This is a genomic window from Pseudomonas lini (genome assembly GCF_001042905.1).
Taxonomy (GTDB): Bacteria; Pseudomonadota; Gammaproteobacteria; order Pseudomonadales; family Pseudomonadaceae; genus Aquipseudomonas; species Aquipseudomonas lini.
Map to the genome: position 1 here is coordinate 774,215 of NZ_JYLB01000003.1, position 15,460 is coordinate 789,674.

Here is a 15,460-nt window from a genome sequence, read left to right on the forward strand (position 1 = left end):
AGTTACCGAAGTCGGGCTTTTTTATCGCCGGATCAATCAGGCATCCAGCTCGGCCCAGCGCTCGACCATCACGTCGAGTTCAGCCTGCAACTGCTCCAACTGAGCGATCACCGCAGCCGTCTCGGCAGCAGGACGCTGATAGAAGCCGGCATCCGCCATCTGCGCTTCAACCACCACGATCTGCTGCTCCATGGCTTCGATCTGACCTGGCAACATTTCCAGCTCACGCTGCAACTTGTAGCTGAGCTTCTTCTTTGTCACCGGCGCCTCTACTGCCGCAGCGACTGGCACGGGTTCAGCAGTGACGACAGCCGAGTTCAGGTCGGCCTTGCCGGACTTGCTCTCGGTCACGCCCAACAGGCGCGGCGAGCCGCCCTGACGCAGCCAGTCCTGATAACCACCGACGTATTCGCGAACCTTGCCTTCGCCTTCGAAGACCAGGGTGCTGGTGACCACGTTGTCGAGGAATGCCCGGTCGTGGCTGACCATCAGCACGGTGCCGTTGAAGGTCAGCAAGACCTCTTCCAGCAACTCGAGGGTTTCCACGTCCAGGTCGTTGGTCGGTTCATCGAGTACCAGCAGGTTCGCCGGTTTGCTGAACAGTTTGGCCAGCAACAGACGGGCACGCTCACCACCGGACAGCGCCTTGACCGGCGTGCGGGCACGCTGCGGGCTGAACAGGAAGTCGCCGAGGTAGCTCAGCACGTGGCGGCTCTGACCATCGATATCAATGAAATCGCGACCTTCGGCCACGTTGTCGATCACGGTCTTTTCCAGGTCCAGTTGATGGCGCAACTGGTCGAAGTAGGCCACGTCGATGCGCGTCCCCTCTTCCACTGTGCCGCTGGTCGGTTGCAGACCGCTGAGCATCAGTTTCAGCAGCGTGGTCTTGCCGGTACCGTTGGCGCCAAGCAAACCGATACGGTCGCCGCGCGTCAGGACCATCGAGAAATCCTTGATCAGGAACGGGCCACCCGGGTGAGCGAAGCTTACGTTCTCGAGGACCATCACCTGCTTGCCGGACTTGTCGGCAGTGTCCAGCTGAATGTTGGCCTTGCCGGTGCGCTCACGACGCTCGCTACGCTCAACGCGCAATGCTTTCAATGCGCGAACACGGCCTTCGTTACGGGTGCGGCGAGCCTTGATGCCCTGACGGATCCAGACTTCTTCCTGGGCCAGTTTCTTGTCGAACAGCGCGTTGGCGGTTTCTTCAGCAGCCAGAGTCGCCTCTTTGTGCACGAGGAAACTCGCGTAGTCGCCGTTCCAGTCGATCAGGCCACCGCGATCCAGTTCCAGGATGCGGGTCGCGAGGTTCTGCAAGAATGAACGGTCGTGCGTGATGAACAGCACGGCGCCCTGGAAATCCTTCAGCGCTTCTTCGAGCCAGGCAATGGCGCCGATGTCCAAGTGGTTGGTCGGTTCGTCGAGCAGCAGCAGATCCGGTTCGGAAACCAGGGCCTGAGCCAGCAGGACGCGGCGACGCCAGCCGCCGGACAATTCGGCGAGGGTCTTGTCCGCCGGCAGTTGCAAGCGGCTCAAGGTGCTGTCGACCAGTTGCTGCAAACGCCAGCCGTCGCGGGCTTCGAGGTCGTGCTGGACGTGCATCAGTTTGTCCAGATCGGCGTCGGTGACGATGTTCTGGCTCAGGTGGTGATACTGCGCGAGCAGCTCGCCGACACCGTCCAGACCTTCGGCAACCACGTCGAACACGGTCCGCTCGTCGGCTACCGGCAATTCTTGCGGCAATTCGCCAATCTTTAGACCAGGTGCGCGCCAAACAGAGCCCTCATCAGGCTTCTGGTCGCCTTTGACGAGCTTCATCATGCTGGACTTGCCAGTGCCATTGCGGCCGATGATGCACACCCGCTCACCACGGGCGATCTGCCAGGACACCTTGTCCAACAACGGCATAGCGCCGAAAGCAAGGGACACATCGCTGAATTTGAGCAGGGTCATGAGCTTCTCCAAAAACCGGGCGCGCATTCTACCTGACTTGAGGCTTCAGAAGGCCGGCAATTTCAATGTCGAAGCACTCTGCACAACAATTGTTGCGAACTTGTGCCGGCAGCTCGGCAAAGCTTTCACCCGCTGCTGGCAAAAGGCTAAGCTACGGATAATTCAGTGCCGCGCTTGCCGGCACTTGTCATGATTTCTCTGCCCGGACGTCTCATGCGCAGTCGCCTTTTCAATCTTTTTTCATGTTTGCTTCTTACAGCCGCTGTCGCTCAATCCGCCCAGGCGGTGGACCTGTCCACCCAACGCCAGTACTACGATGAAGCCAAGCGTGCCTTGGCCAAAGGCGATTCCGGCCCTTATTTCCGTTACAGCCAGGCTCTGAGCGATTATCCGCTGGAGCCCTATCTGGCTTATGACGAACTGACCGCACGCCTGAAAACCGCGAGCAACGCCGAAATAGAGAAATTCCTCGCCGAACACGGTGACCTGCCCCAAGCCAACTGGATGAAGTTGCGCTGGCTGCGTTGGCTGGCCGAACGCGGCGATTGGGCGACCTTCGTCAAATATTATGACCCCAAACTCAACTTCACCGAGCTGGACTGCCTGAACGCGCAGTATCAGATCAGCCATAACCGCAAGGCTGAAGGCTACGCCAACGCCGATAAACTCTGGCTGACCGGCAAAACCCAACCCGACGCTTGCGATGGTGTGTTCGGCATGTGGGCCGCCGAGGGTCAACTGACTGAACAGAAGCGCTGGGAACGCACCAAGCTCGCCGCCCAGGCACGCAACTATCCGCTGGTCAACAGCCTGATCAATGGCCTGACTACACTCGCACCGCGCGGTCGCCTGCTGGTGGAGGTGGCGCAAAAACCCGAGCTGCTCAATCAGCCGTCGCGCTTCATCCCGGCCGATGAACCGATGTCCGACATCGTCAGTCTCGGCCTGCGCCGTCTGGCCCGTCAGGATCCGGACAAGGCCATGGCCCTGCTCGACGGTTACGCCAGCAGCATGCACTTCTCCCGCGACGAAAAAGTCGCGATTGCCCGGGAAATCGGGCTGACCCTCGCGCGTCGTTTCGACAGTCGCGCGCTGGACGTAATGACCAAATACGACCCGGAACTGCGGGACAACACCGTTTCCGAATGGCGTTTGCGCCTGCTGTTGCGCCTGGCCCGTTGGGACGATGCCTATCAGCTGACCCGCCGCCTGCCTCAGGATCTGGCCACCACCAACCGCTGGCGTTACTGGCAGGCTCGTAGCCTGGAGCTGGCGCAGCCGCAGAATCCGGAAGCACAGACGCTTTACAAGGGCCTGGCTCGCGAGCGCGACTTCTACGGTTTCCTGGCGGCCGATCGCTCGCAATCCCCCTATTCGCTGAACAACAAACCGCTGGTGCTCAGTCAAGCGCTGATCAACAAGGTGCGTAATACCCCCGGCATACGACGCGCCCTGGAATTCCATGCACGCGGGCAGATCGTCGACGGTCGTCGCGAGTGGTACCACGTCAGCCGGCACTTCAGCCGTGACGAAATGGTCGCCCAGGCGAAACTGGCTTACGACCTGAAATGGTATTTCCCGGCGATCCGCACCATCAGTCAGGCGAAGTACTGGGACGACCTGGATATTCGCTTCCCGATGGCCCACCGCGAAACCCTGGTCCGTGAAGCCAAGGTCCGTGGCCTGCACTCGAGTTGGGTATTCGCCATCACTCGTCAGGAAAGCGCCTTCATGGCCGATGCACGCTCCGGCGTCGGTGCCAGCGGCTTGATGCAACTGATGCCCGGTACCGCCAAGGAAACCGCGCGCAAGTTCAGCATTCCCCTCGCTTCGCCGCAGCAAGTGTTCGATCCGGACAAGAACATTCAGCTCGGTGCCGCTTACCTGAGCCAGGTCCACAGCCAGTTCAACGGCAACCGCGTCCTCGCCTCTGCCGCCTACAACGCCGGCCCCGGCCGCGTCCGTCAATGGCTGCGCGGCGCCGATCACCTGAGCTTCGATGTGTGGGTGGAAAGCATCCCGTTCGACGAAACCCGCCAGTACGTGCAGAACGTGCTGTCGTACTCGGTGATCTACGGACAGAAACTCAACTCACCGCAGCCGCTGGTGGATTGGCATGAGCGGTATTTCGACGATCAATGACCGGCAATGCCGGATATGTAGGAGCTGTGTAGGAGCTGCCGCAGGCTGCGATCTTTTGATCTTTTGATCTTTTTCGGCTCAGCTAAAAACCAAGATCAAAAGATCGCAGCCTGCGGCAGCTCCTACACCTGCACACAGCCGCCACCCCAATTTGCAGCCGAGCGGGTGGAGATGGCCGTGAGAGTGTAGGCGCTACCCCAGATGCCCGGCGCCAGGATTAACGTTTCACTTGTCCTGCCTGTAAATCCGATTGGGGTGGATAACCAGACGCTTGACCTGTGCATCCAACTCGTTGCTGTGATACAGGTCCAGGCATTTCAGCAAATCGAAACGCACGCCCTGGACTTCCGACTCGACCAGCGGGTTGTGATAGTCACGTGCCAAGTAACGATCCACCTGGGTCTTGATCGCGTCGGGGGCCTTTTCCAGGTCGTATTCGGTCCAGTCGCGCAATGCGCTGACGCTGCTTCCTGCGTCAATGGCTGCTGACTTGTCCTCCTTGTAGGCGTTCGCAATGCAGGTCGCGAGCACCATGTCTTTGTAATTCTGCCCGTAGGTACGTGCACTGGCCTCCGGGGATACACCCCCAGTGTCTTTCGCATAACCAGCAGAGGCCAGCAACATGAGTGGCAGGATGCCCAATAGAACCTTCTTCACAGCAAGCTCCAGAAGTTCGCACGGTCGGTGCGATAGTTCACGCCGGGTTCGTTGAAATAGCAGTGGTCGTAGCAAGTACTGCCGTTGAACAGCGTGGCATGCCCCTGGGCATCCCACCAACCCTGCACTTCAAACAGGATCACCCCCTTCTTGCCTCTCAGGGTTCCGCCACCCGAGGGTGGATACTGCACGACTTCAGCTTTGCCCCAGCGTTGCTCCAGAAAGGCAATAAGGTTTTTGACGCGGAAGAAGTACTGGGACTTGTCGGCACCGGACACGGTTTGCCCCGGCACACTTGGAATTTTCAGGCCTGCCTGGTTCAGGATATAGCTCATCCGTACCGCGCAGGTGTTGCTCCAGCGCTGTGTCGGGTCAGGGTTGTTGATATTCTTTTCAACATATCCCCCAATGACTTCGGCGACCTTGACTCCCGAGTTGGAGGGATCATAAATTTGCTGCGAAGCCGTCCAGGCAGCAATGAAAGGAATTCTTTTCATCGGTACGTCCTTGTTTTGAATATTCAGCAAAATCGTCGTGAGGCCCTGCTCATGATTGCTAAGGCCCCAGCAGTCCGGCGCAGGGGCACGGATAAAGCCTAGGTCATCGTACTGATGACGGAAGGAGCCAAATGACTGCCCTATTGACCCGCTTTCAGTCAGAAAAGTGCATCAAAAGGTGGTTTTTTTTCCTGGTTGAACGCTGTGGAGGGCTGGTTCGCGCAACTGGAAAGACTAGCGCTGTACCGGGGCGCCAGCAGAGCCTACACTCGCAGATCGGTTTCGGCCTTGCCGTCATTGAACTGCAACGCTGCCAGCCGTGCATACAGCGCATTACTCGCAATCAACTCCTGATGCGTCCCCACCGCCACCAGTTTCCCTTGGTCCATCACCGCGATCCGGTCAGCATTCTTCACCGTGGCCAGTCGGTGGGCGATGACCAGTGTGGTGCGGTTTTTCATCAGGCTGGGCAGGGCTTGCTGGATCAGGTGTTCGCTCTGGGCATCGAGGGCGCTGGTGGCTTCGTCCAGCAGCAGGATCGGCGCGTCCACCAGCAGCGCACGGGCGATGGCTAGGCGCTGGCGTTGCCCGCCGGATAAACCGAGACCAGCGTCACCGAGGTGAGTCTGGTAGCCGTTGGGCATTTGCTCGATGAAGTCGTGGGCATAGGCGATTTTCGCGGCTTCCTGGACTTGGGCCAAAGTTGCCGTCGGGTGACCGTAGCGAATGTTCTCTTCGATGCTGCCGTAGAACAGCGCCGGGGTCTGCGAGACGAGGGCGAAACAGCGACGCAGGTCCAGAGGATCGAGTTGAGTCAGCGGCACGCCGTCCAGCAGGATGTGTCCTTCGATGGGGTCGTAAAAGCGCAATAGCAGGTCATACACCGTCGACTTGCCGGCACCGGACGGCCCTACCAATGCAAGCGTTTCGCCGGCGTTGATCGTCAGATTCAGACCATCGACTGCATAGCTTTGCGGACGCGACGGGTAGGAAAAACGCACATCTTGCAGCACCAGATCGCCCTTCACCCGCTCAGGCAACGTCACCAGGTCCTGGGTCGGTGGCTGGATGATGTTTTCCGAACGCAATAACTCGGCAATCCGCTCCGCCGCCCCTGCTGCACGCTGCAGTTCGCCGATCACCTCACTCAACGTGCCAAAGGCACCGCCGACGATCAGGCTGTAAAAAACGAACGCTGCCAGCTCACCCGCGGAAATCCTCCCGGCGATGACATCCATGCCGCCGACCCAGAGCATCACCCCGACGGCGCCCAACACCAGCAGGATCACCAGGGTAATCAACCAGGCCCGCTGGAAAATGCGCTTACGGGCGGTGTTGAAAGCCTCTTCGACGGTCGTGGCAAAACGCTGCTCGTCCTGAACCTGATGGTTGTAGGCCTGCACGGTTTTGATTTGACTCAGGGTTTCGGAGACATAGCTGCCGATATCGGCAATCCGGTCCTGGCTCAAACGCGACAGGGTGCGCACCCGGCGACCAAAAATCAGGATCGGCGCGACCACCAGCGGCAACGCGACCACCACGATGCTGGTGAGTTTGGGGTTAGTGATAAACAGCAAGACAATCCCGCCGATCACCATCAGCCCATTACGCAGGAACAGCGACAGCGAAGAGCCGATTACCGATTGCAACAGCGTGGTGTCGGCGGTCAGCCGTGACTGAATCTCGGAGCTGCGGTTGTCTTCATAGAACCCCGGATGCAGGTAGACCAGATGGTTGAACACCCGACGGCGGATGTCGGCGACAACACGCTCGCCGATCCACGACACCAGATAAAACCGTGCAAAGGTGCCAATTGCCAGACCGACCACCAGCAGCATGAACACACCGATGGATCGGTTGAGCAAATGCGGCGACTGGGTCATGAAACCCTGATCCACCAGCAGGCGAATCCCCTGCCCCATGGACAAGGTGATACCGGCAGTGACGATCAACGCCAGCAAGGCACCCAAGGCCGGCCAGCGATAAGGCGCGAGGAAACGGCTGGCCAGACGAATGGCGCGGCGGTGACGGGAAGAGAGCATGAAGATCATCCGATGGCGCAACCAATGGTTTTAACTCGACCAAGCCTACACCGGTCAATGGGATTGAACGCTGTAAATCATAATGAGTCAGGTTAATTATGACCGCCAAGACTAGTGGCTAGATATTATTGGTCTAAAGTCCGGGTGGAAACATCCAGGTATTTCTGGTGGACTGAAGATGCCGACCTGAAGATCGCAGGGAGTTGTCACAGCCCGGTCACCTGGCGGTTTTACAGTAAGCACACAACCTGATGAGGAGACAGGCCATGTCCTTGCAAAACAGCAGCGATGACAAGATTCCAGTGATCCGCACGCAGCCAGACCAGTCTCTGGGTTGCTCGATTATTGATAAGGATGGGCACGAAGTACCGATCACTGAAAACATGATCCAGGACGCTTGCCGCGAACTGGAAAAGCGATTGGTCAAGCCTGCCGAACAAGAGTGATGTAGCCACCGTCTTCTTGGCCCGGCTCTTTTAGCCGGGTTTTTTATGGGTGCCTTTTGAGGGTGCTGCGCGCCCTATCGCGGGCTCCCACAGGATTACCGCGATTTCAAAATTGACGCATGACCTGTGGGAGCGTGGCTTGCCCGCGATAAGGCCAATGCGGTACTCAGACAGCCGAAGCACCCAACGCCGCCACGATCCGCTGCAACGCCGGCGAATCCCCCTCGATCCGCACCTTCAACCCATCGATCTCACGCCGCAGCGGGTAATGCTTGCGCAAAGCATCGAACGCCGCGCGCTGCTCGCTCACATTACCTACAAGGCTGCGACGGAAATCCGCGTCGTCACGGCGCGGGTCGTACACGCCACGGCACAACATCGCCAGTGCCCAGGCCGGATCACTGTCGGCGTTCAACGTCACTCCCGACAACCAAGGCGCTGGCAGCAAGTCGCTCAGGTGAACCTGTTCCGGTTGCCCGAGGAACTCGCAAAACGCCTGATAGATCTGCGCCGTCCCGCGCTGTTTGCCGTCCAGGCTATAACCGGCAATGTGCGGCGTCGCCAGCACACACAACTCGACCAGTGCCACATCGACCTCGGGCTCAGCCTCCCAGACATCCAGCACCGCTTGCAAGTCTTCACGCTGCAACAGCACCTGGCGCAGGGCGGCATTGTCGATGACCGGGCCACGACTGGCGTTGATCAGCCATGTGCCTGGCTTGAGTTGGTTCAACCGGTTTTTATCGAACAGATGCCAGGTCGACTGAGGCCCCTGCTTGTCCAGCGGAGTGTGCAGACTGATGACGTCGCATTGCTCGATGATCTGCTCGAGGCTAACGTAATCGCCCCCTTCAGCGGCTTGCCGTGGGGGATCGCAGACCAGCACGTTCCAGCCCAGGCCTTGCAGAACCTTGACCAGCCGCCCGCCCACTTCGCCGGCGCCGACCACGCCGTAGGTTCGTTGAGTCAGGTCGGCACCTTCGATTTCGGCCAGTGTCAGCAGGCTGCCCAGCACGTAATCGACCACACCCCGGGCATTGCAACCTGGCGCGCTGGACCAGGTGATGCCGGCCTGTTGAAAGTAATCCAGGTCCAGGTGATCGGTGCCGATGGTGCAGGTGCCGACGAAGCGCACCTTGCTGCCTTCGAGCAATTGGCGGTTGACGTTGGTCACCGAGCGCACCAACAGAACATCGGCCTGCTCGACATTGGCGCGGTCGATGACACGTCCCGGTACCCGGCGGATTTCACCGAAACCTGCGAAGAAGGCATCGAGCAGCGGGATATTTTCGTCGGCAACAATCAGCATGGCAGGCTCCTTTGGCGGATCGGCAGTTTAGGCGCAGATGACACCAAACGACTAGCACCGATCCCCCGTAGGAGCTGCCGAAGGCTGCGATCTTTTGATCTTCGCTTTTGGCTTGAAAGGTTTGTTGACCGGTTATTGAAAAACAAGATCAAAAGATCGCAGCCTTCGGCAGCTCCTACACAGGGTGTGCGCAGGATTCAGAGATTACAAATCGGTAACACAGGACTTTTCCTGACCACTGCGTCAAGGCGTAGAATGCGCCGCCTGCGCATCAAAACCCTTTGGACGTTTCGCCTTGAATTCCGTGACTGACCGCCCCTCCGCTATTTCCCTCAATCGCCCGGCCCGGGTTCGCCTGGAGCTTAAAAACCTGCTCGGCCTGGCGTTGCCGATCATGATCGCGCAACTGGCGACCACCGCCATGGGCTTCGTCGATGCGGTAATGGCCGGTCGTGTCGGGCCTCGAGATCTGGCGGCCGTCGCGCTGGGCAACTCGATCTGGGTCCCGGTGTTTCTGCTGATGACCGGCACACTGCTGGCCACCACCCCGAAAGTCGCCCAGCGCTTCGGCGCCGGCACTCACAGTGAGATCGGCCCGATCGTGCGTCAGGCCTTGTGGCTGGCGCTGGTGGTGGGTTTGATGGCAACTGGCATGCTGTTCAGCGCCGAACCGATCCTGCACATCATGAAGGTTGACCCCGAGCTGATCGGCCCGTGCATGCAATATCTGCATGGCATCGCCAGCGGCTTGCCTGCCGTCGCGCTCTATCACGTGCTGCGTTGCTTCAGTGATGGCCTGGGTCGTACCCGTCCGGCCATGGTCCTTGGCCTGTGTGGGCTGGCGCTGAATATTCCACTGAACTACATCTTCATCTATGGCCACTTTGGTGTGCCGGCCATGGGCGGTGTCGGCTGCGGCTGGGCCACGGCGATTGTGATGTGGGTGATGGCGTTGGGCATGGCTGGCTGGGAACGCTGGGCGCCGGCCTATCAGTCGAGTGAATTGTTCAGCCGTTTCGACTGGCCACAGTGGTCGGTGATCAAGCGTCTGCTGGGCATCGGCCTGCCAATCGGCATCGCAGTGTTCGCCGAGTCGAGCATCTTCGCCGTGATCGCCCTGCTGATCGGCAGCCTCGGTGCCACCGTGGTCGCCGGGCACCAGATCGCGCTGAACTTCAGCTCGCTGGTGTTCATGATCCCCTACTCCCTGGGCATGGCCGTGACCGTGCGTGTCGGCCAGGCACTCGGCCGTGAGGAACCGCGCGAAGCCCGCTTCGCCGCCGGTGTCGGCATGGGCACCGCCCTGGCTTATGCGTGCCTGTCGGCGAGCATGATGCTGTTGCTACGTGAACCCATCGCTGCGATTTACACCGCCGACCCGACGGTGATTCAGGTGGCCGCGATGCTGATCGTGTATTCGGCACTGTTCCAGTTTTCCGACGCTATCCAGGTGACCGCGGCGGGCGCACTGCGTGGCTATCAGGACACGCGGGTGACGATGATCCTGACACTGTTCGCGTACTGGGGGATTGGTTTGCCGGTGGGTTACGCCCTGGGCCTGACCGACTGGCTCGGCGCGCCGAGCGGCCCGAGCGGGCTGTGGCAGGGTTTGATCGTCGGCTTGAGTTGCGCGGCACTGATGCTGTCGATCCGCCTGACGCGCAGTGCACGCAAGCGGATCCGCATCAGTCGTTCGGCGGGTTAGTAGGAGCCAGGCTTGCCGGCGAAAGCGCTCTCAAGGACGCCTTCGCCGGCAAGTCGAATCGCTATGCAGGCCCTTTTTTTGTGCCTGATTAAGCAAGTTTCTTGCGGATCCAGTAGAGGTAGGTGCCTGCCTCTTCGTGCTGCGCGACCAGTTCGTGGTCGAGAAACACGCAAAACTTGGGGATGTCGCGACGGGTCGACGGGTCGGTGGCGATCACCTTCAGCAGGCCGCCGGGCACCAGGTCACGGATGTGCTGGTGCAGCATCATCACCGGTTCCGGGCAATTGAGGCCGGTGGCGTCGAGGGTGCCGTCTACCGGCGTATCGATCATTTCACTCATGATTTACTCCTGAAACTTGCCGGCATTGTCGCGCATTGCCGGGTGTTCGGTCACCTGTGGGAGCGGGCTTGCTCGCGAATGCGGACTGACATTCAACATTGATGTCGACTGAGCCACCGGCTTTCGCGAGCAAGCCCGCTCCCACATGGGTCCGTGTGAATCAGCGGGACTTGGGTTTTTTCACGTCCAATCGGCGCAAATGGCAGGTCACTTCCTCACGGTCGTGATACAGCTGCTTGCAGCCGATCTCGACCCGAATGCCCCGCGCCTTGAACCCTTCGGCAATACGTTCCAGCAGGCGTTTCACTTCGGCATAACGCTGTTTCATCGGCAGCTTGAGGTTGACCACCGCTTCGCGGCAATGCCCCTCGCCAATCCATTCTTCCAGCATCGCCGCGTTGCGCGCCGGTTTCTCGACGATGTCGCAGACCATCCAGTCCACTGGTTGCTTGGGCTTGAAGGTGAAACCGTCGGCCATCAAGTGCTGCACCAGACCGGTGTCCATCAGGCTTTCGGCCATCGGACCGTTGTCGATGGCGGTCACCAGCATGCCGCGGTTGACCAGTTGCCAGGTCCAGCCGCCGGGTGCGGCGCCGAGGTCGACGCCAGTCATGTCGCTGTGCAGGCGCTCGTCCCACTGATCGCGCGGGATGAAATGGTGCCAGGCCTCTTCCAGCTTGAGGGTCGAACGGCTCGGCGCTTCACGCGGGAACTTCAGGCGTGGAATGCCCATCGGCCACATCGCCGAATTGTTCGATTCCGCCAGGCCCATGAACACTTCGCGACCACTCTTGAAGGTCAGCAGCAACCGTGGCTTGTGGGCGTCTTCCACTAGTTTGCCGGCCGCCATCAGCGCCTTGCGCAGGTGGCCTTCGAACTTTTTGCAGAAGTTCGACAGCTCTTTGCCATCGTTGGTGTCGACCATTTCCAGCCACAGGCTGCCGCACAGCGGGAAGTCCGCCATGTGCACGAGGATCACGCTGATGCGGTCGGTTTCCGGCAGATCAATGAAGATCCCACGGGCCCACTGACGCGGGAAGATCAGGTCAGCGAAACGCTGGCCACGCATCAGGCGCTCGGCGCCGTCTTCTTCGGTGCAGATAAATTCGGCGCAGGCGCTGGCGGTTTTGGCCTTGGCATAACCGGCCACGTTCAGCCGCGCGGCATGTTCGGAAATCTCGGAACAGACTTCGCTTTCGAAGCCCGGCCGGCAATGCATAAAGAGGGTGTTCATTCTTACTCCTGGGCAGTTGGCGAAGAATTCAGCCACTGCGCGATGCCCAGACTTGCGTTGAAGCAAAGCCTGTCACGAAAACCGGCGCATGATAGCCGAGATCGGAACCTTGGACTTGTCCTTAGGGTCCAGTTATTAGCCTTAATGTCTAAACGGGGCTAGGTTAAAAGCTCTGCCCGCCCCTCAGTCCGTAGCCGTGCGGATTTAAAGGAGTCATTTCAATGCCGTCCCTCGATAGCCTGAAAACCCTTAAAACCTTACAAGTCGACGACAAGACCTATCACTATTTCAGCCTGCCCGAAGCCGCCAAAAGCCTGGGCGATCTCGACAAGCTGCCGATGTCGTTGAAAGTGCTGCTGGAAAACCTGCTGCGCTGGGAGGACGAGAAAACCGTTACCGGCGCCGACCTCAAGGCGATTGCCGCCTGGCTCAAGGAGCGTCGCTCCGATCGCGAAATCCAGTACCGCCCGGCGCGGGTATTGATGCAGGACTTTACCGGTGTCCCCGCCGTGGTCGACCTGGCCGCCATGCGCGCCGCCATGGCCAAGGCCGGCGGCGACCCGCAACGGATCAATCCGCTGTCGCCGGTGGACCTGGTGATCGACCACTCGGTGATGGTCGACAAGTTCGCCAGCTCAAGCGCCTTCGAACAGAACGTCGACATCGAAATGCAGCGCAACCATGAGCGTTACGCCTTCCTGCGCTGGGGCCAGAGCGCCTTCGACAACTTCAGCGTAGTGCCACCGGGCACCGGCATCTGCCACCAGGTCAACCTTGAGTACCTGGGCCGCACGGTCTGGACCAAGGACGAGGACGGTCGCACCTATGCCTTCCCCGACACCCTGGTTGGCACTGACTCCCACACCACCATGATCAACGGCCTCGGCGTGCTCGGCTGGGGCGTGGGCGGGATCGAAGCGGAAGCGGCGATGCTCGGCCAACCGGTGTCGATGCTGATTCCGGAAGTGATCGGCTTCAAACTCACCGGCAAGCTCAAGGAAGGCATCACCGCCACCGACCTAGTGCTGACGGTGACCCAGATGCTGCGCAAAAAAGGCGTGGTCGGGAAATTCGTCGAGTTCTACGGCGACGGCCTCGCCGACTTGCCGCTGGCTGACCGCGCGACCATCGCCAACATGGCCCCGGAATACGGCGCCACTTGCGGCTTCTTCCCGGTGGACGAGGTGACACTGGAGTACTTGCGCCTGTCTGGCCGCACACCGGAAACCGTGAAACTGGTGGAGGCCTATAGCAAGATCCAGGGTCTGTGGCGCCTGCCCGGCAAAGAGCCGGTGTTCACCGACAGCCTGGCCTTGGACATGGGCAGCGTCGAGGCCAGCCTTGCCGGGCCGAAACGCCCGCAGGACCGCGTCTCGTTGCCGAATGTCGCGCAAGCGTTCACTGACTTTCTCGGGCTGCAATTCAAACCCTCCAGCAAGGAAGAAGGTCGCCTCGAAAGTGAGGGTGGCGGTGGCGTCGCGGTGGGCAACGCCGATCTGATCGGCGAAACGGACTACGACCACGAAGGCCGCACGTATCGGCTGAAAAACGGCGCGGTGGTGATCGCCGCGATCACCTCTTGCACCAACACCTCCAACCCCAGCGTGATGATGGCGGCCGGGCTGGTGGCGAAGAAAGCCGTGGAGAAAGGCCTGAAGCGCAAGCCGTGGGTCAAAAGTTCGCTGGCCCCTGGCTCGAAAGTGGTCACCGACTACTACAAGGCAGCGGGCCTGACCCAATACCTTGATGAACTTGGTTTTGCGCTAGTCGGTTATGGCTGCACCACCTGCATCGGCAACTCCGGACCGTTGCCGGAGCCGATCGAAAAAGCCATTCAGAAAGCCGACCTGACGGTTGCCTCGGTGCTCTCGGGCAACCGCAACTTCGAAGGTCGCGTGCATCCGCTGGTGAAAACCAACTGGCTGGCCTCCCCGCCTCTGGTCGTCGCCTATGCGTTGGCCGGGACGGTGCGCATCGACATCAGCAGCGAGCCCTTGGGTAACGACAAGGAAGGCCACCCGGTTTATCTGCGAGACATCTGGCCGAGTACCCAGGAAATCGCCGACGCGGTGACTCAGGTGAATACCGCGATGTTCCACAAGGAGTACGCCGAAGTGTTTGCCGGCGACGAGCAGTGGCAGGCCATCGAAGTGCCGCAGGCGGCGACTTATGTCTGGAACAACGATTCGACGTATATCCAGCATCCGCCATTCTTCGATGACATCGGTGGCCCTGCGCCGGTGGTCAAGGACGTCGAAGGGGCGAAAGTCCTCGCGCTGCTTGGTGATTCAGTGACCACCGACCACATCTCCCCGGCCGGCAACATCAAGGCTGACAGCCCTGCCGGCCATTACTTGCGCGAGCAAGGGGTGGAACCGCGGGACTTCAACTCCTACGGCTCCCGTCGCGGCAACCATCAAGTGATGATGCGCGGCACCTTCGCCAACATCCGGATTCGCAACGAGATGCTCGGCGGCGAAGAAGGCGGCAACACGATTTATATTCCGACCGGGGAGAAGCTGCCGATCTACGACGCGGCCATGCGTTACCAGGCGTCGGGTACGCCGCTGGTGGTGATCGCCGGGCAAGAATATGGCACCGGCTCGAGCCGCGACTGGGCGGCCAAGGGCACCAATCTGCTGGGGGTCAAAGCCGTGATCGCGGAAAGCTTCGAGCGGATTCACCGTTCCAATCTGGTGGGCATGGGCGTGTTGCCGTTGCAGTTCAAGCTGGATCAGAACCGCAAGAGCCTGAACCTCACCGGCAAGGAAACCCTGGACATCCTTGGCCTGACGGGCGTCGAACTGACTCCGCGGATGAACCTGACGCTGGTCGTCACCCGTGAAGACAGCAGCAAGGAAAAAATTGAGGTGTTGTGCCGGATCGATACCCTCAATGAGGTGGAGTACTTCAAGGCCGGAGGGATTTTGCATTACGTGTTGCGGCAATTAATTGCCTCGTAACAACCTGCTGACAACGACACCGCCTTCGGGCGGTGTTTTTGTTTACGCGGTGTGCGTCTCTATAATCGCGCGCCCCCCAAAAAGATCGCAGCCTTCGGCAGCTCCTACATTGGATTGCATTTCCCCTGTGGGAGCTGCCGAAGGCTGCGATCTTGGGGCCCGAATAGGC

At 60.0% G+C, this 15,460-nt stretch carries 11 protein-coding genes; 4 read left to right on the top strand and 7 right to left on the bottom strand.

Annotation, left to right across the window (positions count from 1 at the left end; genetic code table 11):
- Window positions 1–36 precede the first annotated feature (36 nt).
- Window positions 37–1,956 carry an ATP-binding cassette domain-containing protein gene (locus tag TU81_RS12135; RefSeq protein WP_048395268.1) on the bottom strand — a complete coding sequence of 640 codons (1,920 nt, stop codon included), beginning with the start codon at window positions 1,954–1,956 and terminating at the stop codon, window positions 37–39.
- A gap of 213 nt (window positions 1,957–2,169) precedes the next feature.
- On the opposite strand from TU81_RS12135, the gene TU81_RS12140 reads away from it, so the two are divergent.
- Complete coding sequence (locus TU81_RS12140; RefSeq protein ID WP_048395270.1) at window positions 2,170–4,098, top strand: transglycosylase SLT domain-containing protein; 1,929 nt, start codon at window positions 2,170–2,172, stop codon at window positions 4,096–4,098.
- Window positions 4,099–4,323: 225 nt separating this feature from the next.
- Here TU81_RS12140 and TU81_RS12145 read toward each other — a convergent pair whose 3' ends face one another.
- The 3 genes from TU81_RS12145 to TU81_RS12155 all read right to left on the bottom strand — a co-directional run bounded on the left by TU81_RS12145 (window position 4,324) and on the right by TU81_RS12155 (window position 7,294).
- Window positions 4,324–4,722 carry a type VI secretion system amidase immunity protein Tai4 gene (locus TU81_RS12145; RefSeq protein WP_048395363.1) on the bottom strand — a complete coding sequence of 133 codons (399 nt, stop codon included), beginning with the start codon at window positions 4,720–4,722 and terminating at the stop codon, window positions 4,324–4,326.
- A gap of 29 nt (window positions 4,723–4,751) precedes the next feature.
- The gene (locus TU81_RS12150; protein ID WP_038979968.1) at window positions 4,752–5,252 is read right to left on the bottom strand and encodes a type VI secretion system amidase effector protein Tae4; all 501 of its coding nucleotides are present in this window, start codon (window positions 5,250–5,252) and stop codon (window positions 4,752–4,754) included.
- 263 nt (window positions 5,253–5,515) lie between these two features.
- Window positions 5,516–7,294, bottom strand: a complete 1,779-nt coding sequence (locus TU81_RS12155) for an ABC transporter transmembrane domain-containing protein (protein ID WP_048395365.1) — start codon at window positions 7,292–7,294, stop codon at window positions 5,516–5,518.
- 266 nt (window positions 7,295–7,560) lie between these two features.
- Between TU81_RS12155 and TU81_RS12160 the strand changes: the two genes are divergently transcribed.
- Window positions 7,561–7,740: a PA1571 family protein gene (locus tag TU81_RS12160; protein ID WP_007907798.1), complete on the top strand. Its 180-nt coding sequence runs from the start codon at window positions 7,561–7,563 to the stop codon at window positions 7,738–7,740.
- Between the two features lie 166 nt (window positions 7,741–7,906).
- On the opposite strand, the gene pdxB is transcribed toward TU81_RS12160, so the two are convergent.
- Window positions 7,907–9,049, bottom strand: coding sequence for a 4-phosphoerythronate dehydrogenase PdxB (gene pdxB / locus TU81_RS12165; protein WP_048395272.1), 1,143 nt, complete (start codon window positions 9,047–9,049; stop codon window positions 7,907–7,909).
- 295 nt (window positions 9,050–9,344) lie between these two features.
- Between pdxB and TU81_RS12170 the strand changes: the two genes are divergently transcribed.
- Window positions 9,345–10,754, top strand: a complete 1,410-nt coding sequence (locus tag TU81_RS12170) for an MATE family efflux transporter (RefSeq protein WP_048395274.1) — start codon at window positions 9,345–9,347, stop codon at window positions 10,752–10,754.
- 88 nt (window positions 10,755–10,842) lie between these two features.
- Here TU81_RS12170 and tusA read toward each other — a convergent pair whose 3' ends face one another.
- Together tusA and rlmM are read right to left on the bottom strand one after the other, a co-directional pair.
- Window positions 10,843–11,094 (bottom strand): sulfurtransferase TusA, encoded by a 252-nt coding sequence (gene tusA, locus TU81_RS12175; RefSeq protein ID WP_007907805.1) that lies wholly within the window; start codon window positions 11,092–11,094, stop codon window positions 10,843–10,845.
- A gap of 160 nt (window positions 11,095–11,254) precedes the next feature.
- Entirely contained in the window at window positions 11,255–12,328 is a 1,074-nt protein-coding gene (rlmM, locus tag TU81_RS12180; RefSeq protein WP_048395276.1) for a 23S rRNA (cytidine(2498)-2'-O)-methyltransferase RlmM, read from the bottom strand.
- A 221-nt stretch (window positions 12,329–12,549) separates the two neighbouring features.
- Here rlmM and acnA point away from each other — a divergent pair, with 221 nt between their 5' ends.
- Entirely contained in the window at window positions 12,550–15,291 is a 2,742-nt protein-coding gene (gene acnA / locus TU81_RS12185) for an aconitate hydratase AcnA (protein WP_048395278.1), read from the top strand.
- Window positions 15,292–15,460 lie beyond the last annotated feature (169 nt).